This is a genomic window from Synechococcus sp. LTW-G (genome assembly GCF_054459035.1).
The window spans coordinates 24,501-44,717 of record NZ_JBTKYW010000005.1; the positions used below are offsets into that span (position 1 = coordinate 24,501).

At 58.5% G+C, this 20,217-nt stretch carries 17 protein-coding genes; 12 read left to right on the forward strand and 5 right to left on the reverse strand.

The window, feature by feature from the left end; translation table 11 throughout:
- Positions 1–25: 25 nt before the first annotated feature.
- From ACXIQ9_RS08930 to ACXIQ9_RS08955, 6 genes are all read left to right on the forward strand, one after another.
- Complete coding sequence (locus ACXIQ9_RS08930) at positions 26–469, forward strand: hypothetical protein (protein ID WP_459016434.1); 444 nt, start codon at positions 26–28, stop codon at positions 467–469.
- Positions 470–560: 91 nt separating this feature from the next.
- Positions 561–1,274, forward strand: a complete 714-nt coding sequence (locus ACXIQ9_RS08935) for a biliverdin-producing heme oxygenase (protein WP_459016435.1) — start codon at positions 561–563, stop codon at positions 1,272–1,274.
- Positions 1,271–2,314, forward strand: a complete 1,044-nt coding sequence (locus ACXIQ9_RS08940; protein ID WP_459016436.1) for a glycosyltransferase family 4 protein — start codon at positions 1,271–1,273, stop codon at positions 2,312–2,314. The genes ACXIQ9_RS08935 and ACXIQ9_RS08940 overlap by 4 nt, the downstream gene beginning before the upstream one ends.
- Before the next feature lie 29 nt (positions 2,315–2,343).
- The gene (locus ACXIQ9_RS08945; protein ID WP_459016437.1) at positions 2,344–4,167 is read left to right on the forward strand and encodes an ABC transporter ATP-binding protein; all 1,824 of its coding nucleotides are present in this window, start codon (positions 2,344–2,346) and stop codon (positions 4,165–4,167) included.
- Positions 4,164–6,542, forward strand: a complete 2,379-nt coding sequence (locus tag ACXIQ9_RS08950; RefSeq protein ID WP_459016438.1) for a UvrD-helicase domain-containing protein — start codon at positions 4,164–4,166, stop codon at positions 6,540–6,542. Before ACXIQ9_RS08945 ends, ACXIQ9_RS08950 begins: the two co-directional genes overlap by 4 nt.
- 12 nt (positions 6,543–6,554) lie before the next feature.
- Complete coding sequence (locus ACXIQ9_RS08955) at positions 6,555–7,787, forward strand: tRNA nucleotidyltransferase/poly(A) polymerase family protein (protein WP_459016439.1); 1,233 nt, start codon at positions 6,555–6,557, stop codon at positions 7,785–7,787.
- Between the two features lie 3 nt (positions 7,788–7,790).
- Here ACXIQ9_RS08955 and ACXIQ9_RS08960 read toward each other — a convergent pair whose 3' ends face one another.
- From ACXIQ9_RS08960 to galE, 3 genes are all read right to left on the reverse strand, one after another.
- Positions 7,791–9,383 (reverse strand): hypothetical protein, encoded by a 1,593-nt coding sequence (locus ACXIQ9_RS08960; RefSeq protein WP_459016440.1) that lies wholly within the window; start codon positions 9,381–9,383, stop codon positions 7,791–7,793.
- Positions 9,377–10,159, reverse strand: coding sequence for a glycosyltransferase family 2 protein (locus ACXIQ9_RS08965; RefSeq protein WP_459016530.1), 783 nt, complete (start codon positions 10,157–10,159; stop codon positions 9,377–9,379). The genes ACXIQ9_RS08960 and ACXIQ9_RS08965 overlap by 7 nt, the downstream gene beginning before the upstream one ends.
- A gap of 86 nt (positions 10,160–10,245) precedes the next feature.
- On the reverse strand, positions 10,246–11,274 hold the full coding sequence (gene galE / locus ACXIQ9_RS08970; RefSeq protein ID WP_459016441.1) for a UDP-glucose 4-epimerase GalE: 1,029 nt from the start codon (positions 11,272–11,274) through the stop codon (positions 10,246–10,248).
- A 72-nt stretch (positions 11,275–11,346) separates the two neighbouring features.
- Between galE and hisS the strand changes: the two genes are divergently transcribed.
- The 3 genes from hisS to ACXIQ9_RS08985 are packed head-to-tail and all read left to right on the forward strand — an operon-like array spanning position 11,347 to position 14,414.
- The gene (gene hisS, locus ACXIQ9_RS08975; protein WP_459016442.1) at positions 11,347–12,603 is read left to right on the forward strand and encodes a histidine--tRNA ligase; all 1,257 of its coding nucleotides are present in this window, start codon (positions 11,347–11,349) and stop codon (positions 12,601–12,603) included.
- A 3-nt stretch (positions 12,604–12,606) separates the two neighbouring features.
- Positions 12,607–13,368, forward strand: coding sequence for a glycosyltransferase family 2 protein (locus tag ACXIQ9_RS08980; protein WP_459016443.1), 762 nt, complete (start codon positions 12,607–12,609; stop codon positions 13,366–13,368).
- On the forward strand, positions 13,368–14,414 hold the full coding sequence (locus ACXIQ9_RS08985; protein WP_459016444.1) for a glycosyltransferase family 4 protein: 1,047 nt from the start codon (positions 13,368–13,370) through the stop codon (positions 14,412–14,414). The genes ACXIQ9_RS08980 and ACXIQ9_RS08985 overlap by 1 nt, the downstream gene beginning before the upstream one ends.
- On the opposite strand, the gene ACXIQ9_RS08990 is transcribed toward ACXIQ9_RS08985, so the two are convergent.
- Positions 14,411–15,721, reverse strand: a complete 1,311-nt coding sequence (locus tag ACXIQ9_RS08990) for an exopolysaccharide biosynthesis polyprenyl glycosylphosphotransferase (RefSeq protein ID WP_459016445.1) — start codon at positions 15,719–15,721, stop codon at positions 14,411–14,413. The genes ACXIQ9_RS08985 and ACXIQ9_RS08990 overlap by 4 nt on opposite strands.
- A gap of 91 nt (positions 15,722–15,812) precedes the next feature.
- Here ACXIQ9_RS08990 and ACXIQ9_RS08995 point away from each other — a divergent pair, with 91 nt between their 5' ends.
- The 3 genes from ACXIQ9_RS08995 to ACXIQ9_RS09005 are packed head-to-tail and all read left to right on the forward strand — an operon-like array spanning position 15,813 to position 19,380.
- Positions 15,813–17,048 (forward strand): sugar transferase, encoded by a 1,236-nt coding sequence (locus ACXIQ9_RS08995; protein WP_459016446.1) that lies wholly within the window; start codon positions 15,813–15,815, stop codon positions 17,046–17,048.
- Entirely contained in the window at positions 17,045–18,172 is a 1,128-nt protein-coding gene (locus ACXIQ9_RS09000; protein WP_459016447.1) for an SGNH/GDSL hydrolase family protein, read from the forward strand. The genes ACXIQ9_RS08995 and ACXIQ9_RS09000 overlap by 4 nt, the downstream gene beginning before the upstream one ends.
- A 29-nt stretch (positions 18,173–18,201) precedes the next feature.
- Positions 18,202–19,380, forward strand: coding sequence for a glycosyltransferase family 4 protein (locus tag ACXIQ9_RS09005; protein WP_459016531.1), 1,179 nt, complete (start codon positions 18,202–18,204; stop codon positions 19,378–19,380).
- On the opposite strand, the gene ACXIQ9_RS09010 is transcribed toward ACXIQ9_RS09005, so the two are convergent.
- Complete coding sequence (locus tag ACXIQ9_RS09010; protein WP_459016532.1) at positions 19,338–20,201, reverse strand: glycosyltransferase family 4 protein; 864 nt, start codon at positions 20,199–20,201, stop codon at positions 19,338–19,340. The genes ACXIQ9_RS09005 and ACXIQ9_RS09010 overlap by 43 nt on opposite strands.
- Positions 20,202–20,217 lie beyond the last annotated feature (16 nt).

Consider the following 20,217-nt stretch of genomic DNA (forward strand, 5'->3'; position numbering starts at 1 on the left):
CAGGGTTCTGCAGCCGGAGGCACGCATGAATGCAGGCGACCAGGTTCGATCACTGGAATTGGTTCAGCTGATCGCGTCTGTGGCCGCACTGTTTCGTCGGCATTTCCCTGATGCCCGGGCGAATCTGCGTCCTTGGCGCGATGACCCGCTCACCCGCGCCTTCGAGGACCAGCAGGCCCTGGATCTGTCGTTTCATCTGCCCGGTTGGAGCCCTCGCAGCCAGTGCCGCTCCTTTTTGCTGCAGCTGAGCCTGGCTCCTGGGGTCAGTGAGGCCAGGCCCAGGCTCTTGGGGGTCACGATTCGGGGGTTGACCTACGAGAGCGAGCGCTGGAGGCTCACCACCCTTGGCGACTGGCGTCCTTCTGGTTCGCATCTGCCCGTGGAGTCCGTGACCCTCAAGCTCAAGCAGTTCTGCGGCGAGCTCTTTGATCTGTTTGAGGCGGGAGCAGGCGCCGCTGACGTGGCGTAACCCTTCGCAACCTTGCGCCCACCCCCGTCAGCCTCCCCCTTACCTTGATCCTCCTGACCGTGCGGCATCGCACGACCACGAATCCAAGGACATGGCTGTCGCTCTTGCTGCCCAGTTGCGTGAAGGGACCAAGAAATCCCACACCATGGCCGAGAACACCGGCTTCGTCAGCTGCTTCCTCAAGGGGGTTGTGGATAAAGCCAGCTACCGCAAGCTGGTGGCCGACCTCTATTTCGTGTATGGGGCGATGGAGGACGAGTTCGCCCGGCTGAAAGACAATCCGGTCCTGGCTCCCATTGCCTTTGAGCAACTGAACCGCCGTGAGGCCCTTGAGAAGGACCTTGTCTATTACTTCGGTGCGGACTGGAAGCAGAACATCCAGCCCTCCCCTTCAGCGAGTGTCTACGTCGAGCGCATTCACCAGGTGGCTCAGGAGTCACCCGAGCTTCTCGTCGGTCACCACTACACCCGTTATCTCGGTGATCTTTCCGGTGGCCAGATCCTCAAGAACATCGCCCAGAAGGCCATGAACTTGGATGGAGATGACGGTCTCCACTTCTATGAGTTCGATGCCATCTCGGACGAGAAGGCCTTTAAAGGCACCTATCGATCGGCCATGGATACCCTGCCGATCGATCAGCTCATGGCCGATCGGATCGTGGAAGAGGCCAACGAGGCCTTCCACCTGAACATGAACATGTTCAAGGAACTCGAGGGCAACCTCGTTGCTGCCATTGGCAAGGTGCTCTTTGGTTTCCTGACCCGTCGCCAGCGCACCGGCAGCACCGAGACGGTCGCTGCTTGAGCTTGCGCCCCCTTCGCTTCTTAGTCCCCGGAACCACCGGTCGCTTTCGCTGTGGGGGGTTGCTCGTTGAGCTCCAAACTGCCCGCCTGCTAGCGGGGTTGGGGCCCGTCGAGCTGGTGACCTACCGCCAGCGCGAAGAAGGCAGGCCATACCTTGCTGACTTGCTCCGTGCCGAGCCTCTCCCTGGTGGAGCGGGGGTCGCCCTTTGGATTGTGAGCTGGGGCTTTGATGTCCCCTGGTTGCTGCGGCAGTTGCGCGGACGCGCCTGCGCTTATCACGCCCACAGCAGCGGCTATGGCTTTCCCCTCCCGCCTGCTGTACCTGTGTTTGCGGTGAGCCGCAACACCCTCGGTTATTGGGGTGACCTGGCTCCACGTAATCCGCTTTGTCTGGTGCCCAACGCCCTGAGTCCCGAGTGGCTGCAACGGGGAAAGCGGTGCGGCGATGGAGAGCGCAGCATTGATGTTCTGGTGCAGCAGCGTAAGACCAGTGCCTATGTCCTGAAGCAGTTGGTCCCTGCCCTAAAGGCCAAGGGCCTTCGGGTTGAGGTGCAATCCGGATGGGTTGAGGACCTGGTGGATTTGTTCAACAGCGCCAAGGTGGTGCTGTATGACTCGGCGGATTACTGGCGTGGTCGCGGTGTCACGGAGGGATTCGGACTGCCCCCCTTGGAGGCCTTGGCTTGCGGCTGCGTGGTGTTCAGCAGCTTGAACCATGCCTTGGCCGACAGCTTGGAGCCTGGCCGGATGGGCCATCAGCTGGGCGCGGGGACCTTGGCGGCCGATCTCGAGGCCATTAGTGCTGCGGTGGCGCAGCCCGCGGATTGGAGGCCCAAGCTCGAGACGCTCAATGACCTCTTGGATGCCTCCAGCGAAGCGTCTCTGCTGGAGCATTGGCGTCAGGCCTTGGTTGCGGTCAACCAGCACTGGGACCGGATCTTGGCTGGTGAGCCTGCCCTAAAAGCCCCTCCTCTGTGGAGACTCCGGCTGAAGTCGAAACTCAGGCCAATCGGTTCGCTGGCTGGCCGTTTGCGGCCATAGCGCCTGGCTTGGAGCCATAGTTTGAGGCTATGCGCAGCCGAACCCTCGATCAGCTACGCCACCTGCTGAATCACCTGCCGCGGCGGCGGCGGTCGGCGTTGTGGATGTTGGTGCCGCTGTCGGTGGTGCCGGGCGTGATCGATCTGGCATCGGTGGCGGTCATCGCTCGCCTGACAGGCTCCTTGGTGGATTCCGATCTGGAGGATCGGCTTCCAGGCATCCATGTCTTTGGTGGGGACAGTGTCAACCAGAGCGTCTGGATGATCCTGGTCTTCATCCTGCTGGCCTGGGCTGCTTCTCTCTCAAAGATTTCACTTAAGTTCTTTCAGCAGAGGCTTTCTGCAGGGGTTTGGCGAGATATCTCCGACGAAATTCATGCACGGCTTCTTCAGCAGCCCTATGAATATCACCTGGGGAAAAGTACGGCCGATCTGAGTTCTCAGCTGCTCAATAATCTCAATCGAGTTGCCATGAATGTGGTCACTCCAATTCTTCAGATCTTGAGTGCGTCGGTCTCCATTGTTTTGCTGTCCATCGGGATCTTGTTTGTTGGGCGTTGGCTTGCAGTGGTGTTGGTGGTCAGTCTTGTTTTGGCCTACAGCGTGATTTCTGGGATTGTGACTCCAAGATTAAGGCATGGATTTCGTCAGAAGTTGAGGCAGGAGGCTGAATCAGCCAGCATTTTATTTGAATCATTGGGGTCGATTCGTGATATCCAGTTAAGCGGTTCTGAGCCCTACTTTGAACGGCAGTTCAGGGTCTCTGGTGAGCGAGCTCGCCGTTATGCCTGGTTGACCGAGTGGTTGCCTGATTTGCCACGCGGCCTGATTGAGCCCTTTGGCATCACGATGATTTTTGCCGTTGGGGCCATGCCTGCTCTCATGAGTGGCAATCCCAACGAAGTTCGCTCGATTCTTCCCTTCCTTGCCACCATCGCTGTTGCAGCTCTGCGCCTCACGCCGCCCCTCCAGGATGCATTTCGATCGCTGACCCAATTGCGGGGTGGATTGCCACTGCTAGATGGGGCTTTGGCATTGCTTGATTTGCCGGCGGACAGACCAACCCAGCGCACTCCAGGAGTTCCCTCGGCGGCAGGGGTCTTCCCGCGCAACACGATTCGCCTTGACGATGTCTGGTACCGCTACCCCCACTCCGACGACTGGGTGCTGAAGGGGGTCAATCTCTCCATCCCAGTGGGCTCAAGGATTGCCCTGGTCGGTAGTACCGGAAGTGGCAAAACCACAACGGCCAATATCCTTCTGGGTTTGCTCCATCCCAGCCGCGGTGCCTTGGACCTTGATGGAATTCCTGTAGAAGGGCTCGATATTCCTGCGTGGCAGGCCAACTGTGCGCAAGTGCCCCAGTCCATCAATCTTCTAAATGGCAGCGTCCTGGAGAACGTCGCCTTTGGTGAGGCGGTCGAGCAGGTGAAATCCGACCGCGTCTGGGAGGCTCTGGAAGCGGCTCAGCTTGAGGAGTTTGTGGCCGAGCTGCCCTATGGCTTGCATACCCAGATCGGCGAGAACGGATTGCGTCTTTCTGGTGGTCAACGTCAACGTCTGGCCTTGGCACGAGCCTTTTACCGTCAGGCCAGTTTCTTGGTCCTGGATGAGGCGACGAGCGCCCTGGATAACCGTACGGAGTCCGAGGTGATTGAAGCCCTAGAGGTCATCGGCCGACGCTGCACCACGGTTGTGATTGCCCACAGGCTCAGCACGGTTCAGCGTTGTGACCGCATTTACGAGTTCCAGAACGGCAGCATCAAGGCCTACGGGAGTTATGCCGAACTAAAGGAGCGCTCAGACAGCTTCCGTGAGTTGGCGATGCTGGAACAGCAGCAAGCGGCTTCATGAGCTTTCTGTCCGGTCTCAATGACGCCCAGCGCAAGGCAGTGGATCACCATGAAGGTCCATTGCTGGTGGTGGCTGGCGCAGGGAGCGGCAAGACCCGTGCCTTGACCCACCGCATTGCCCACATGATTGGGCAGCATGGTGTTGATCCTGCTGAGCTGCTGGCGGTCACCTTCACCAATAAGGCCGCGCGCGAGATGAAGGAGCGGCTCGAGCTGCTTCTCGCCCAGAAACTGGCCCAGAGCCAATTTGGGCAGCCCTGGAGCACCTTGGCGGCTGTCGATCAGCGGCAGTTGCGATCGCGGATCTATCGCGAGGTGATTAAGGACCTCTGGATCGGTACATTCCACGCTCTTTTTGCTCGCTTGCTGCGCTTTGACATCGACAAGTTCCGCGATCCAGAGGGGCTCACTTGGACTCGCCAGTTCTCGATCTACGACGAAGGGGACACCCAGAGCTTGGTCAAAGAGATCGTTACCCAGGAGCTTGGGCTGGACCCCAAACGCTTTGAGCCCAAAAAGGTTCGTTGGGCCATCAGCAACGCCAAGAACCAGGGCTGGATGCCGGAGCAGCTCGAGGCCGATGCAGGCGGGCAGCGGGGCAAGTTGATGGCTGAGACCTATCGCCGCTATCGCCGTGCCTTAGCTGCGAACAACGCCCTGGACTTCGACGACCTGCTGTTGCTGCCCGTGCAACTGCTACGTCAGAACGACCAAGTCCGCAATTATTGGCATCGCCGCTTTCGGCATGTCCTGGTTGATGAATATCAGGACACCAACCGCACCCAGTACGACCTGATCAAACTTCTGGTCACGGATGGACGCGATCCGGAATCCTTTGATGACTGGGCGGGTCGCTCGGTGTTTGTCGTCGGCGATGCGGACCAGAGCATCTATAGCTTCCGCGCTGCGGACTTCACCATCCTGATGGGTTTTCAGGATGACTTTGGTGATGGTGCGCCAGATGAGGCCACGCAGACGATGGTCAAGTTGGAGGAGAACTATCGCTCCACAGCCACCATCCTTGAAGCGGCGAATGTTCTGATTGCCAACAACAGCGAGCGGATCGACAAGGTCTTAAGGCCGACGCGTGGTGAGGGGGAACTGCTGACGTTGACCCGCTGCGATGACGAGATTGCTGAGGCCGAAGCCGTCGTTCACCGCATGCGAATGATGGATGCGGCCCATCCCGACTTGAGCTGGGGGGATATGGCTGTGCTGTATCGAACCAATGCTCAATCCCGTGCCATGGAGGAATCCCTGGTGCGCTGGGGCATTCCCTATGTGGTTGTCGGTGGCTTGCGTTTCTATGACCGCCGCGAGATCAAAGACATGCTCGCGTATCTCAAATTGTTGGTGAATCCTGCCGACACGGTGAGCTTGCTGCGGGTCCTGAATACACCCAAGCGCGGTATTGGTAAGACCACGATTGAACGTCTGACGGATGCTGCTAACCAGCTTGGAATTCCGCTCTGGGATGTGGTCAGCGATCCGGAGGCCGTTCGCTCCCTCGGGGGTCGTTCGGCGAAAGGATTGCTTCAGTTTTGTGAGTTGATCAACAACCTTAAAGATCGATCCCAAGAGGCAGCTCCCTCTGAGTTGGTTCAGCTGGCGATGGAGAAAAGCGGGTATGTCGCTGAGCTGATTGCTGCAGGGACGGATGAGGCAGAGGACCGGCGTCGCAACCTCAACGAACTGGTCAATGCCGCACTCCAGTACCAAGAGGAAAACGAAGAGGGTTCCCTCGAGGATTTCCTGGCTTCGGCCGCTTTGGCGAGCGATGCCGACAGCAAGGACACCGACCAGGATCGGGTCACTTTGATGACCCTGCATGCCAGCAAGGGTCTGGAATTCCCGGTGGTCTTTTTGGTGGGAATGGAGCAGGGCCTCTTCCCCAGCTATCGATCTCTGGAAGATCCAGCCGCCATGGAGGAAGAGAGGCGCCTCTGCTACGTCGGCATTACGCGGGCCAAAGAGCGCTTGTTTCTGTCCCATGCCAGTGAGCGACGTCTCTGGGGCGGCATGCGCGAGCCGGCTGTCCCGTCGGTCTTCCTCTCGGAACTACCGGAGGCCTTGGTTCAAGGTGACATCCCCCGAAGCGGTGGTGCTGCCATCCGCCGCGAACAGCGACTCGATCGGCTCACCCGCGTCGACCGGCCAGATGCAGCAGCTTCCTTGTCACAGCCCGCCAACGCCGTTCGCCGGCGAGCGCCCGCGCGGACGTGGTCCGTGGGCGATCGTGTGCGACACAGCTCTTTCGGAGATGGCCAGGTCACCCATCTCTTCGGCAGCGGTGAAAAGATCTCCCTGGCGGTGAAGTTTGAGGGCATGGGGCCCAAAATCCTCGATCCCCGCCTCGCTCCAATCGAGCCCCTCTGAGGTTGCCGGGCGATGGAGATCCCTGACGTCCCCAAGCCGCTTCTGGAGGCATTGACTGCCGCTGCCGCTGGTCAGCGCTGCGCCCTGGTGGGGGGCGTTGTTCGGGATTTGCTGCTGCATCGCCACCACGAAGATCCCTGGCGCGGACTCCCCGATCTTGATCTGGTGGTGGAGGGCCGTGCTGCCGACTTGGTGGAGCGTTTCCCTGAAGCGTTGCGGATGGTGTTCGCTCAACCGATCCCCCTGCAGATTCAGGAGCACGGTTCCTTTGGCACCTTTGAGCTGGAGCTGGATCTTCCCGAAGGTCAGGGGGGGACTTGGTTGCTGGACATCGCCTCAGCGCGGAGTGAGCGCTACCCCCAGCCTGGAGAAAACCCTTTAGTGCGTCTTGGTCTGCTGGATGAGGATCTGGCCCGCCGTGATTTCACGGTGAACGCCATGGCCTTGACACTGGTTGGTGGGGAGCTGCTGGATCCCCATTGTGGCCAGCAGGACCTGAGCGCCCGTCAGCTGCGTTTCATGCACCCCAACAGCGTTAGCGATGACCCAACCCGCCTGGTGCGGGCTGCTCGTTATGCCGCTCGCTTGGGTTTTGATTTGGCCCCCGATGCCTTCGATCAGGTGCGCACCACCTTGGCTTCCTGGCCTTGGCGATGGCGTGTTGGGGACGATCCGGGTCAGGCCCCACCGGCTTTGGGTACGCGTCTGCGGATGGAGCTAGAGCTGTTGCTGAGCCGTGAGCCCTGGCCGATGGCTTTGGCAGCGTTGCAACGCTGGGGTGCCCTGGCCGTGCTGGATTCACAGTTGCAGGCTGACCGCCATCTGCAGCGCCGGTTGCACTGGGCTCAGCGCCTGCAGGTTCCGTTGTTGCCGGCTCTGTTGGCGGGTGCGAGCGATCCCTTGGCTCTGGCTGAGCGGCTGCAACTGCCTCATCGCCAGCACAAGCTGATCGCTCAAATGCTCGACCTCGATCAGCGCCTGCAAAGCCAGCCTGCAGTGCAGGCTCCCTCCGCGTGGTGTGAGTGTCTTGAGGCACCAGGAGTGAGCCCAGAATCGGTGGCCTTGGCCTTGGCCGCTGGCATTGGGCAACGCCGGCCATTGATTCGATGGTTATTCCGTTGGAGACATGTGCGATCGCCAGTGAGTGCACAGAGCTTGATGTTGTCTGAACAGCTGAGTCCTGGACCAAAACTTGGCGACCGCATCAAGTTTTTCAGATTTTCATATCTGGATGAATTCGAGTAGTCACTACGAGCACTCGACCTCAAAAGGACCGCGAAGACCGGCCTTTACTCTGTTGGAAATCCTTTGACGTCCAACTTCACCATAGATCCAAAGTTCGACATTTAGATTCTTGTCAAAAACCTTTTTCTCTGGAACTCCATACCATGTCTCTGCTGTCTTCTGATCCTGAGGTCGGATGAGCAGGGAGTTATAATTTCTAAGCTCTTTTGTAGCTTGGTTCATGTAAAACTCGGATTTTCCTTGATCCCAGGGATTTGCGTCGCCGTTGGCAATTTGTGACGCATGTCTTCTCCAGTTTGATCCTGCTTTAAGGCTTCTTGCGGATAGTTCTTGGTCATCTCTAGACTCATAGTTTGTTAGTACAGCGTCACCTTCGGATAGGTTTTTCTCGATGAACTTGCTGTATGGATTTTCCCAATCAAGGATTGACCGTGCGAATCGACTTGTAGAAGCAAAGACCTCCGTCTGGCTGATCATGTTGATAGCCAGTAGTGTGGCACATGCCCACAATGCAATGGTGTAAAAAGCAGGATATTTCTTCAGGGATCGAACCCCAAGGATTCCTATGGTAATTGGTGCTGTAAAGATTATCCCGAATAGATACCGTAGTACGCTATCGCCAAGTCCTTGATTGGAAAAGATAAGCGGATAGACCAAGATAACTAGGGCTGCCCCTGTTGCCGCTAGGAAACCATACGATTGAACTGCCTGATCCCTAGATCGCCAGCACCAATAAGTACATATTACAATGTTGAATAGAATTGGGAAACCAATGCCAACCTGATTTGATTGGAGTACAAAGAGGTTTGCGAGATGTATTGCTAAATCTGGCAACTGCCATGTCATTGGCGGACTGCATCCTGTTTTGATTGCAATCTTTGATAGTGCCAAGCCGGCAAACGTAGAGATTGCCACATTGCGTGCAATGTTTGTGTATAATTTACGGCCTATCCCTCTCTTGAAAGCAAAAAGTAAAAAGGCTGGAATGGCAATCTGGAGGATCAATATTCTGTTGCTAAGTGTTGCTAAAAAGAATGTGATTCCAAGAAGCGAGGCGTAAGGCTGGGCTTTTGGTGACCTTGCTAATTGTAGGCAGAAACCTGTCAAAGTCAGGACCATGACCAGATTTCCGCCGTGATTAAGAGGAAGTGCGGCTAAGGAGTGATTGGCTGCCCATGCTGGACTCGCGAGCCCCATCAAATAGCTCAGGCCGCCAATGACTGCTAGGCACTGAAGCCAGCTTGCTTGGGTGATGATTCGTAGTATCCAGGAGCTAAGGCTGAGCTGTAGACATGTCTGTACAACTATATAGAACAAGTATTGGGTTCTAATGTCGCTTCCTGCAAGTTGGCTTAGCCATGCCAGTGTGTAATCAGGAAATATGCTGGGAATTCTTGCTAGATTGATGTTTGTAATTCCGGCACCTTGTTCGATGAGTCGGACATGGTCGAAGGCCAGTAATTTTTCATTGTCCCAAATGCCGCTCCAGAAATTGGGAGTTTGGCCAAGTAGAGCTAAGCTTGTTAAAATTAGAAGACCGCCAAGCAGAATGCTTCTGCCTAGGCTCCTGTATTGAATCTTCCCCTGTATCAGCATCGGATTTGCTTTTGAGCAAGCTCTGCGTCAAGTTCTTCATTTGTGTCATAGCTTCTGAAATAATTCATATCTCTTGCGTGTGCATAGTCTGAGCTATTGACATCGCCGCGAGTCATTTTCACGCGAGTAAATATGTCCAGAGATTGGATGGCGTAGTGGTTAAGGTGTAGCGGATGGGAGGCCAGGGCAGCCTCGCTGATGCTCTGAAAGCTGCCGTGCTCAGCGGGTTCGCCATTGGGCAGGATGCGCCGGCCCCAGCTCAGGTTGCAGGTGTGAACATCCAGGCTGCGGATGCGCGAGGCGCGGGCAATGGTTTTGCCAGGAATGCTTCCTTCGGCAGTTTTGCAGGGATGGGGTGCGTCGGCGTTGGCCCTGGAGATAAATCCGGAGCGAATACTCTTGGGTTGGCTCTGGAGGCCCGATGAGCCAAACATCTTCCAGGGCAGGTGGATGCAGCTCACGTCCATGGGTTGGGCCCTGAGCAGATCGCTCATGCGCAGTCCTGAGCGTCGCGCGTAAATGAATTCATCCAGATCGCAGACCAGCAGCCAGCGGCACTGGCTACGCAGGTGCTGCAGATGCTCGTTGTAGATCTGCCGCTGGCAGTGTTGGCGGTTGTCGTGGTGGAGGATCACCACGCCAGAGGCGATGAAGTCCTGGAGCGGGCTCAAGAAGTCATCAGTGCTGTTGTTGTTGATCAGGTGGATCGCAGTGGCCCCTTCAGCGAGATAGTGCTCTACCCACTCAGCGAGGACGTGGCTCTCGTTTTTGAACATGGCCAGCACCAGAAGTTGGTGCGGCTTCCTCAGCCGGGTGGAGCTCAGGCAGCTGCTGTATTCCCGCAGTAGCCGTAGTGCCTGGATCACGAGGCGTAGCCCTGGGGGTTGGCGCTTTGCCATGCCCAGCCATCGCGGCACATCTCGCTGAGGCCCCTTTGGGTGCGCCAGCGCAGCCGCTGCGCCGCCAGCGAGGGGTCGGCCACGCTGGATGCTGCATCTCCGGGCCTACGGGCCACGACCTCGTAGGGCACCGCCTTACCTGATGCTGCTTCAAAGGCGGCCACCACTTCCAGCACGGAGTGGCCTTGGCCACTGCCCAAATTCAAGGTGAGCAGCTGCGGATCTTCCGCCAGTAAGACATCCACCGCTGCTCGGTGCCCTTCGGCGAGATCCATGACGTGGATGTAATCCCGAACGCCGCTGCCATCGGGGGTCGGCCAGTCGCCGCCGAAGACCGACAGCCGGCTTCTGCGGCCCACCGCTACCTGACTCACAAAGGGGAAGAGATTGTTGGGGATGCCATTGGGGTCTTCTCCAAGACGTCCGCTGGGATGGGCTCCGACGGGGTTGAAATAGCGCAGACAAGCGATTCGCCAGCCAGCCTCACTGGTGGCGATGTCTGCCAGCATCTGCTCCACGGCGGCCTTGGTCTGCCCATAGGGATTGATCGGTTGTATGGGAGCGGTCTCGCAGATCGGAACCACCTCTGGAAGTCCATAGAGGGTGGCGCTGCTGCTGAAGACGATCGTGCGGCAGCCGCAGGCTCGCATTGCAGCAAGTAATTCCCGCGAACCACTCACATTCACATCCCAGTAGAGAAGAGGTTTGGCCACGGATTCGCCCACGGCTTTGAGGCCAGCGAAATGCACCACGGCATCACAGCCACCCGCCAAGGCCCTCTCCAGATCACTGCTGGAGCGCACATCGCCCTTGATCACCGTTAAGGCGTCGGCAGCAGCGGGACCGGCCAACTCCTGGACCCGTTTGAGGCTTTCCGGTGAGCTGTTGTCAAAGTTGTCGAGCACCACAAGGGTGTGCCCTGCTTCCAGCAGCACCAGGCAGGTGTGGCTGCCGATGAAGCCTGCGCCGCCGGTGATTAGAAGCTTGGCCAACGCGCAACCACCGGTTGGGGTCAGCTGAGGTTAAGGGTGCCACTGCAGACTGGCCTCAGTGTTGGGCCTTCCGTGGAGAAGCTGCAAAGCCTGCGGGGCATGGTGGATTTGCTGCCTGCCCAGACCCCGCTATGGCAGCGGGTGGAGAACGAGGCCCGCGAGCAGTTCCGGAGGGCCTGTGTGCAGGAGATCCGCACCCCCTTGCTGGAGGTCACGGCACTCTTTGCCCGTGGCATTGGGGAGGCCACCGATGTGGTCGGGAAGGAGATGTACACCTTCCTCGACCGTGGCGAGCGCAGTTGCACTTTGAGGCCGGAGGGCACGGCTTCGGTGGTCCGCGCTGCGATTCAGCACGGTTTGTTGAGCCAGGGTCCTCAACGGCTTTGGTATGCCGGCCCAATGTTCCGCTATGAGCGGCCCCAGGCGGGCCGGCAGCGTCAGTTTCATCAGATCGGTCTGGAGTGCCTTGGTTTTGCGGATGCGAGCTCCGATGTTGAAGCGATCGCACTGGCCTGGGATCTACTGACTTGCCTGGGCATTCAAGGGTTGGCTTTGGAGCTCAACACCCTCGGCAGCAGTGAGGATCGTGTGCGCTATCGCGAGCAGCTGGTGGCATACCTGCAGCAGCACCGTGATCACCTCGATCCCGATTCGCAGGATCGGTTGGAGCGCAATCCGCTTCGCATCCTCGACTCGAAAAATACGGATACCCAGGCGGTGCTGGTGAACGCGCCAACCCTGGCGGATGCTCTGGCAGAGGAGAGCCGTGACCGCTTTGAGCAGGTGAAGGCCGGGCTTGATGCACTGGCGATTCCTTACACGTTGAATCCTCGGCTCGTGCGGGGGCTGGACTACTACAGCCACACCGCCTTTGAAATCACCTCCACCCAACTCGGCGCTCAGGCCACGGTTTGTGGTGGTGGCCGTTACGACGGCTTGGTGGAGCAACTGGGTGGGCCTGTGACCCCAGCGATCGGCTGGGCCTTGGGGATGGAACGGCTTGTGATGCTGCTAGGTCAGCAGGACGCATCAACGCCGCCCGATCTCTATCTGGTCAGCCGCGGTCAGTCCGCCGAGTCCGCAGCCCTGCTTCTGGCGAGGTCCCTGCGGCTCGCGGGCCTGCGGGTTGAGCGGGATCCCAGCGGAGCCGCCTTCGCAAAGCAATTCAAGCGTGCTGATCGAAGTGGCTCCCGCTGGGCTGCCGTCCTTGGCGATGGCGAACTGGAGCGAGGCGTGGTGCGTCTGAAGCCCCTGCGGGAGGTGGCAGAAGAGCTGGAGCTGCCGCTGAAGGATCTCGGTGCGATTCAGCAGGTCCTTCGGACCCGATAGGACATGAATAGCTCGCCCCGCCTATCGATTCTTGTTGCCACCTGGAACTGCGCGGCCCAGCTTGATCAGTTTTTGACCAGCTTGTTGTCTCAGAGCTGGACCGATTGGGAGTGCGTGCTGCTCGACAACGCCTCAACGGATGGAACGGCGGAGTTGGTGGCGGCTTTTCAGCGGAGCCTCGCAGATGGACCCCAGCGTCTGCTCTGGAGCAGTCAGCCTGATCAGGGAATTTATGACGCCTGGAATCGAGGAGTGCAGCTCTCCAGTGGCCGCTATTTGAGCTTTATTGGCGCCGATGATGTGTTTCTTGATCCCACAAGCTTGGAGCGGATTGCGGCATTGACCGCGATGGAGGCGGATTTAATTACCGCCCGCAACGCTTACCACGCTCCTGACGGACGTTTGCTTCGCCATTGGGGTTTTGGCTGGCAGTGGAAGCGTATGCGCCAGTCCATGAACATTGCCCACCCCGGCATGCTCGTACGCCGCGAGTTGTTTGAGGTGGCGGGTGCTTTTGACCCCAGCTTTCGAATCTGTGGTGACTACGAGTGGTTTCTGCGGCTGCCCGCGGATCTGCGCACGGTCCACAGCAGTGATTCAATCCTTAAGGTGGTTCAGGCGGGTGTGAGTCATACCCGCATTGCCCAGGTGTACCTGGAAACCTTCCGAGCCCAGCGTCGTTATCTCAGTCCTGTGGTGAGCGCAGCTTGTTGGGCCCTCAATTGGCTCAAATTTGCGCGCCGTCGTTTGATCGGCTTGGCCTGATGACTCTGCTGCTCAATTACCGGCCGGTGTTGCGGCAGCCCACAGGAATTGGCGTTTATGCCAATGCAGTGCTTCCTGAACTCCAGAAATTACCCCATGTACTGGTGCCGGGGGGGGAACAGGGCAGCGCCCGTGAACGCTTGAAGCGTCTTGCTTGGAGTCAATTTCAGTTGCCGAGGCTTGCGCGGAAGACAGGAGCTCGTTTGATTTTCACGCCAGCTCCGGAGGGCTACCTCGGTCGTCAAGGCATTCCCCAGGTGGTGATGGTGCATGACTTGAGGACCATCAGTCACCCTGAGCGCTCCTTGCAAAGTGCTTATTTCAGATCCTGGGTTCCTCCTTTATTGCGCAGCAGTGCACGGATACTCACGAATTCGGTTTTTACCGCGCTTGAAATTGAACGCTGCACCGGTGTGCCGATGGACAAGATCCGCGTGATTCCTTTGGGCTATGACGACCAGCGCTTTCAGTTGGCTGAAGCCAGATTGCCTGGTGATCAACGCCCGTATCTTTTGCACATCGGTCAGGCCTACCCCCACAAAAATATTCGCCGCTTGATTGAAGCCTTTGCTGCGTTGGCGCCTCGGTATCCGGAGATCAAGCTTGTTCTGGCCGGCAAGCCTCACTCTAGTGAAACTCCAAAGTTGCAAGCTTTGGTGCATCAGCTTGGGCTCGATGCTCAGATTGAGTGGCGTCCCTATGTCGCACCGGAAGACTTGGCTGGCTTATATCAGGGAGCTCTAGCTTTTCTGTATCCCAGCTTGTGGGAGGGGTTTGGTTTGCCTGTTCTGGAAGCGATGGCTTGCGGCACTCCAGTGCTCACGAGCTACGGCTCGGGGACCCAGGAAGTAGCCGCTGATGCTGCTCTGCTTGTTGATCCTTTGAGTTCCCTGGCCATTCAAGATGGCCTCCTCCAGCTGCTGGAGCAACCCCAAGTCCGTTCGGAATTGCGTCTGCGGGGTTTGCAGCGGGCGCGTTCTTACTCTTGGGTGAAGACGGCGGTGGCCACGCGGACGGAGTTGGAAGCGTGCCTGAATCTGCTTTAGTTCGCTGTTTTGTTGGGCTGCGAACCTGCTCCGCGGCTGACCAATTGAATCGTCTTCAGGAGAATGAGGAAATCCAGTGGCAGGCTGAAGTTGCGTAAGTAATAGAGGTCGTAGCTGAGCTTGCTGCGGCTGTCGGCCACGCTGGCACCGTAGGGATGACAGACCTGGGCCCAACCGCTCAGACCTGGTCTGATCCAGTGGCGAATGCGGTAGTGGGGAATTTGCGTTTCGAGATCCTGTTCAAATTCTGGACGTTCTGGCCTGGGTCCAATCAGGCTCATGTCGCCGTTAATCACATTGAGGAGTTGCGGTAATTCATCGATCCTTAGTTTTCGAAGCCAATGTCCGATTCGTGTGACTCGTGGATCGGAATGGCTCGCCCAACGGGCACCGTGTCGTTCGGCATCGGAGCGCATGCTGCGCAGCTTTCTGATCCGAAAGGGTTGGCCGTAGATCCCTGTTCGGACTTGGCTGAAGAGAATCGCTCCGCCATCTTCCAGCTTGATCAACACAGCTGCAATCGCTATCAGCGGGGCTGTGGTCAGCAACAGTGCCACAGCCACCACCAGGTCTCCCAGTCGCTTCAGTCGCCATCCGAGTCGCTCTGGTTGCAGTTCAAATCCTTCTGCTTGAGCGAGCCAGTAACTCGTGAACAGCTCAGGCGGGACGCGTTGGAGGAGCTGCTCAGACCAATTCACCAGGCTGATGACTTGGCGGCCTTGCCCTCGCAGGGCAAGGAGTTGCTCGAGAGCGCGTTCGCTGAGTTGGGCCCGCTCACCAATGGCTATCCCGGCGAGATCGGCCTGAGCTAAAGCCGGCAGGTGATCTTCTACCCCTGCACTGCCTAGCAAGGTGAGCTGCAGGGAGCTGCGACCTGCCTCCAGTTTGTGTTCGGCTTCAACCACCGCGAGTTCGGTGTCACTTCCAATGAGCACCCAATGTTCGGGGCGGTCCTGACGCTGGTGCACCCTGCTTTGGACCAAAGAGGAGGCTCCGGCTGCGATTAGGGCCGTGGGCAAGGCAAAGCGAGGCAGTGTTCGAGGGTCTTGAATTTCAGCGCCCCAGTTCAGGGCCGCAGCGGTGAGTGCCAGGAGCAAACAAACCACGGCAGTGCTGAGGGCGATCCGCCAGCGATTGTTGGGGCGATAGTGCTGGGAGTAGCGACCGAGGAGGTAGGAGCTGGCGATCCACAGGCAGGTCAGAGCCGCCACCGACCCGCTGATTCCGGGTAGAGACTGGAAGTGAAACCAGTAAACAAGGTTGTAGCTGCCGCAGACGGCCACAACATCGAAGGTCGCCAGACCCATCCATAAAATGCGTTGTCTCAGCCAAGGCGAGCGCCACCACATGGCTAGTTCCTCGGCGGATGCAACCTTCTGATTCTGCTCTGTTGGGCTGATGGGACAACGGACCCCCCTTTCAGCGCGAAGAGTTCTTCGCTTTGCCTTGGCGGAGGCGGTGCTGCTTGGCTTCAGCTGGACCGTTGTCTATTACTGGCGTTTTGGGTTGTGGCCGACCTTGAGTCGCGGTCCCGTCGCTCTGATCCTCGCCTGGTTGTTTGTTCAATACCTGCTGGGCACCTACACGGCACTGGCCAGGTACCAACTGGATGTGGGGCGGCAGTTGCGGAACTGTGTGGTTGCAGCAGTCACGGTTTTTGCGCTGGCCGCGGTGCTGACCGGGCTGCGCGGTCAGCCCTGGTTGGACACGATGAGTCGCGGCTTTTTGATCCCGGTGTTGGGCTTGGGGTTTCTGACGACCCAGATCCTGCGCTTCAGCCAGGTCAATGCCCACCTCTGGCAGCCGCAGCAACAGTGGCTGATGTTGGTCTCGTCACGGGAGCGTGGTGAGTTGTCCAGGGCGATTGAGGCTGGTGGATGTGCCATCCCCTGCGGCCTGGAGTGGCGCGCTGTTCAAGGGATGCCGGCTTTGCCGCTGCCGTTGCCGGGTTTGCTGAACCTCGATGGCGTGGTGATAAGCGGGGATCACCATCTGTCCGATGAGGACCGCCGCATTCTGATTCTCTGGCAAGACCAGGGGGTGCGTTTGCTGTCTGTTCAGGGCTGGGCAGAGTTGTTTCTGCGGCGGTTACCTCCAGCTCTGGTCCCCCCCGTTTGGGCTGACCGGGTCGAGGCCTTCAGCCATGCCCGCACCGGGCCAAGTTCACGGCTCAAGCGGCTGGCAGATGTGTTTGTCAGTGGGGTTGTTTTAGCCGTACTGGTTCCATTCGGTTGGCTGTGGAAACCACGACTATTTAGTGATCTCTGCAGCGGGCGGGATGGCCATTCTTTTCAGAGACTGCGTTTTCAAGCGCCTGGTCGCTTCAGTGCCATTCCACAACTCATCAATGTCTGGCGGGGGGACATGAGTTTGGTGGGGCCCCGTCCCCTGACATTGGCAGCCATGCAACAACTCGAGGCGCGCTTCCCAGGGGCCGAATTACGCCAGTGGATGCGACCGGGGATGACGGGCTGGGGAAGAGTTGCGGGCCCTCCTCCTGAGGAGCTGGATGCCGTCGCGTGGGAGTTGGGCCGAGATCTCTTTTATCTCCGTAACCATTCCCTGTTGTTGGATTTGCGCTTGCTGGCAACGTCGCTTCTGATCTTGCTTGTTCCTGCATCATGGCGGCGATGAAGCGTTGGATTGCCAATGTCGCGGCGTTGTCCGTTGGAGTCACTGCATCCCTGGTCTTTGTTGAGGTTGGGTTGCGTGTTGCGGGGCTGAATTATCCAGCCTTCTACACGGTGGATGCAGTGCGTGGTTTTGCCCTGCGGCCCGGGGCTCAGGGGGAGTGGACGCGAGAAGGTCGTGGTGAGGTGCGGATCAACCGTGCTGGTTTCCGGGGCCGTGATGTCGATCAATCTCCAGCACCCAGGGTGTTGCGCATTGCGGTCTTGGGGGACTCGTTTACGGAGGCCTTGCAAGTGGATGAGCAGCAGTCCTTTGTGCAGCAGCTTCAGGAACGACTGGCTTCAGCCGATCATTGCTCCCTGCGTCGGAAGGATTCAGCTGGGGTAGAGGTCTTGAATTTTGGGGTCGGTGCCTATGGCACGGGTCAACAGTTGCTGACCTGGAGGCACCTGGCTCGGCGCTACCGCCCTGATTGGGTCTTGCTGGTGGTCTACCCGGGCAACGACTTCACGGACAACGAGCCGATTTCTCGCTCTGATCGTCCGGTGTTTGTGCTCGATGCGCAAAACAACCTTGTAGTGGACCAGGGTTTTCGTCAGTCAGCGGCCTATCGCTGGAGGATGTCACTGCCTGGCCGCGCCCTCGACGGCTTGGTTAATCACAGTCGTCTGCTGCAGCTGCTCAATGAGGCGAAAAACCGTTGGGCCAGCCGTGTTCAGCCAGACCAGGAGCAGAGTCAGTCTGTGCGTCCTCAAGTGCCCCGGACCCCAGTGGCTTCCGATCAGGCTTGGCGCCTGACGGATCACTTGATCGCTGCCTTGGCATCAGAGGCACAGGCTGATCAGGCGCGATTTGCAGTGATCAGCACCTCTGCCCCTGAGCAGGTGTGGCCCATTGCGAGTGAGCGACCGTCCCAGCCTTTCGCTCAGGAACAGCGCCTGGGGTCCTTACTCGCCAAGCGTCAGATTCCTTATTTGCCTCTCGCACCCGATTTGCAACGCCAAGCGGATCAAGCCGGGCTGCTGTTGCATGGGTTCAAAGGCCAGGCCCCAGGGGAGGGACATTGGAACGCCAACGGACATCGGCTGGCCGCTGATCTGATTGCTCCCTGGTTGTGTCAGCTGTGAGTGCTTCCCAGCGACCCTGCCGTTTGGCGGTGTTGATTACCCATCCGATTCAGTATTTCCGTCCTGTTTTTGCTGAGCTGGCGGCGGATCCTGAGCTTGAGCTGCTGGTGCTCTTTGGCTGTGATCATGGCCAACGCCAAAGTATGGATCCTGATTTCAGGGTGGCCTTTGCCTGGGACAGCGATCTGACCGAGGGTTTCCCCCATTTGTTCATGAGCCAGCGGCCTTTGGCTGATCTGAGTCGGTGGTCTGTGGCATGGCCCTTGGCATGGGCGGCACGAGAGCGGTTGCGGACCTTCCGACCAGATCGGGTGTTGGTTTTTGCTTACACCCCGGCTTGGATTACAGCCGTCACGTTGCTGTTGAGGTTGTCAGGTCAGCGGCTGTTTCTAAGGGCGGATGGCACCGACCGTGCTTTCCAGCGCAGTCGCCTGAAAAGTCTGTTCAAAGATCTTCTGCTTCAGCGCTGGTATCGCCAGTTTGATCACATCTTCCCGGTTGGCAGTGACTCTCTCGATCACTTCCGCAGGCTGGGGGTGAAGCCTCAGGCACTGACTTCTGTGCGTTACTCCGTGGATGTTGATTTTTTTGCGGATCAGGTTCGAACTTGGATGCCCCAGCGCCCGGCATTGCGCCTTGAGCAGGGCTTCTCAGGGCAAGAGCTGGTGCTGCTCTGGAGCGCCAAGATGACGGCGGCCAAACACCCTACGCTGTTACTCGAGGCGTTGATGTTGCTGCCCGAGTCTCTTCGCTCACGCTTCTGCTTGCTTGCAGTCGGCGACGGACCGCTTCGGCAACGGTTTGAGGAGCAGGCAGGGGAAATTTTGCCGGGGCGATGTCGTTTTCTCGGCTTTCAAAATCAGGGCTCCCTGGGAGCTTTTTACGTCATGGCAGACGTGCTGGTGTTTCCTTCGCAGCAAGGGGAAACCTGGGGCTTGGTGGTCAACGAGGCCCTTCAATTTGGCTGTGCAGTGATCACCAGTGACCACGCCGGGAGTGCCAGGGATTTAGTGGCTGCTCCAGCCCCATCCCCCCCTGGTTCAGCAGTGTTTGCGTCGAAAGATGCTGCGGCGATGGCTGAGGCACTGTCGCGATTCGCAGCGCTGCATTCGCGTGGATTTACGCCGGAGCCGATCCGAGGGTTGCCCCATCCTCGCGATCTCGCTCAGGCCGTGAGTGCTGTGTTGAAGGCCAGCTGCAGAGCCTGATCAAAGCTGCTGGCACTGAACTCCAGAACGGCTCGCCGATGGGCGTTGGCCCCCATCCGACTGAGTTCTTCTGGATGCGTCATGCACCACTCCAGACGATCAGCGAGTGCGGTTGGACAAGGCTCGATCAACCAGCCGTTTGTCCCGTCTTCAATCAGGTCACTGTGTCCGCCGCGTTGACCGGCAATCGAGGCCCGTCCGGCTTGGGCTGCCTCTAAGTAGACAATTCCAAAGCCTTCGCCACACGCTCGACCGTCAGTACGGACGGCATAGCTGCTGGGCATCACCAAGAGGCTGCAAGTGCGGAGTTCCTGTTCCAGCACGGGATCTGGCAGGTTGCCCAGGAAGTGAACCCACGGGGAGAGGCTCCAGTCATGGGCGATTGACTCCAGTCGCTTGCGGTCGTCTCCCGCTCCAACGACCCTCCATTGCAGCTTTGGGTTGAGGCAGCCGCGTTCCTTGAGCTGCCGCAAGGCCTCGAGGATTAAGTCATGCCCTTTGTACTGCTCACGCGAGTCCATGCGCGCCACGGTGAGCAACCTCAGCCCCTCGGGCAGGGCCTGAAGTGGTTGGAAGGGGGCGATGAGATCCGCCATCGGATGCACGACATGGATTGCTGGCCATGGTCCGGTCTGTTCTAAAACGCGGTCCCGTGTGAACCGGCTGCTGGCGATGAGTTGTTGACAGCGCAGTAGATCGCCTTTGACAGCTGTGAGCGCGCTCCCCCAGACCTCGATGCCATGGATCCAGCAATGCAGGCTTTGCTGCCTGCGTCTTAGGGATCTGAGCCAGCCAAGGGGGCGAAGCAGGAGGGCATGCATGCACAACACTTGGGAG

Coding starts and splice junctions, on each gene's coding strand:
- ACXIQ9_RS08980 (WP_459016443.1), top strand. CDS start 12,607: ATGAATAGCTCGCCCCGCCTATCGATTCTTGTTGCCACCTGGAACTGC.
- ACXIQ9_RS08990 (WP_459016445.1), bottom strand. CDS start 15,721: ATGGGTCTGGCGACCTTCGATGTTGTGGCCGTCTGCGGCAGCTACAAC.
- ACXIQ9_RS08995 (WP_459016446.1), top strand. CDS start 15,813: ATGGGACAACGGACCCCCCTTTCAGCGCGAAGAGTTCTTCGCTTTGCC.
- ACXIQ9_RS08960 (WP_459016440.1), bottom strand. CDS start 9,383: ATGCTGATACAGGGGAAGATTCAATACAGGAGCCTAGGCAGAAGCATT.
- ACXIQ9_RS08965 (WP_459016530.1), bottom strand. CDS start 10,159: ATGTTCAAAAACGAGAGCCACGTCCTCGCTGAGTGGGTAGAGCACTAT.
- ACXIQ9_RS08955 (WP_459016439.1), top strand. CDS start 6,555: ATGGAGATCCCTGACGTCCCCAAGCCGCTTCTGGAGGCATTGACTGCC.
- ACXIQ9_RS08950 (WP_459016438.1), top strand. CDS start 4,164: ATGAGCTTTCTGTCCGGTCTCAATGACGCCCAGCGCAAGGCAGTGGAT.
- ACXIQ9_RS08945 (WP_459016437.1), top strand. CDS start 2,344: ATGCGCAGCCGAACCCTCGATCAGCTACGCCACCTGCTGAATCACCTG.
- ACXIQ9_RS09010 (WP_459016532.1), bottom strand. CDS start 20,201: ATGCATGCCCTCCTGCTTCGCCCCCTTGGCTGGCTCAGATCCCTAAGA.
- ACXIQ9_RS08930 (WP_459016434.1), top strand. CDS start 26: ATGAATGCAGGCGACCAGGTTCGATCACTGGAATTGGTTCAGCTGATC.
- ACXIQ9_RS08985 (WP_459016444.1), top strand. CDS start 13,368: ATGACTCTGCTGCTCAATTACCGGCCGGTGTTGCGGCAGCCCACAGGA.
- ACXIQ9_RS08935 (WP_459016435.1), top strand. CDS start 561: ATGGCTGTCGCTCTTGCTGCCCAGTTGCGTGAAGGGACCAAGAAATCC.
- ACXIQ9_RS09000 (WP_459016447.1), top strand. CDS start 17,045: ATGAAGCGTTGGATTGCCAATGTCGCGGCGTTGTCCGTTGGAGTCACT.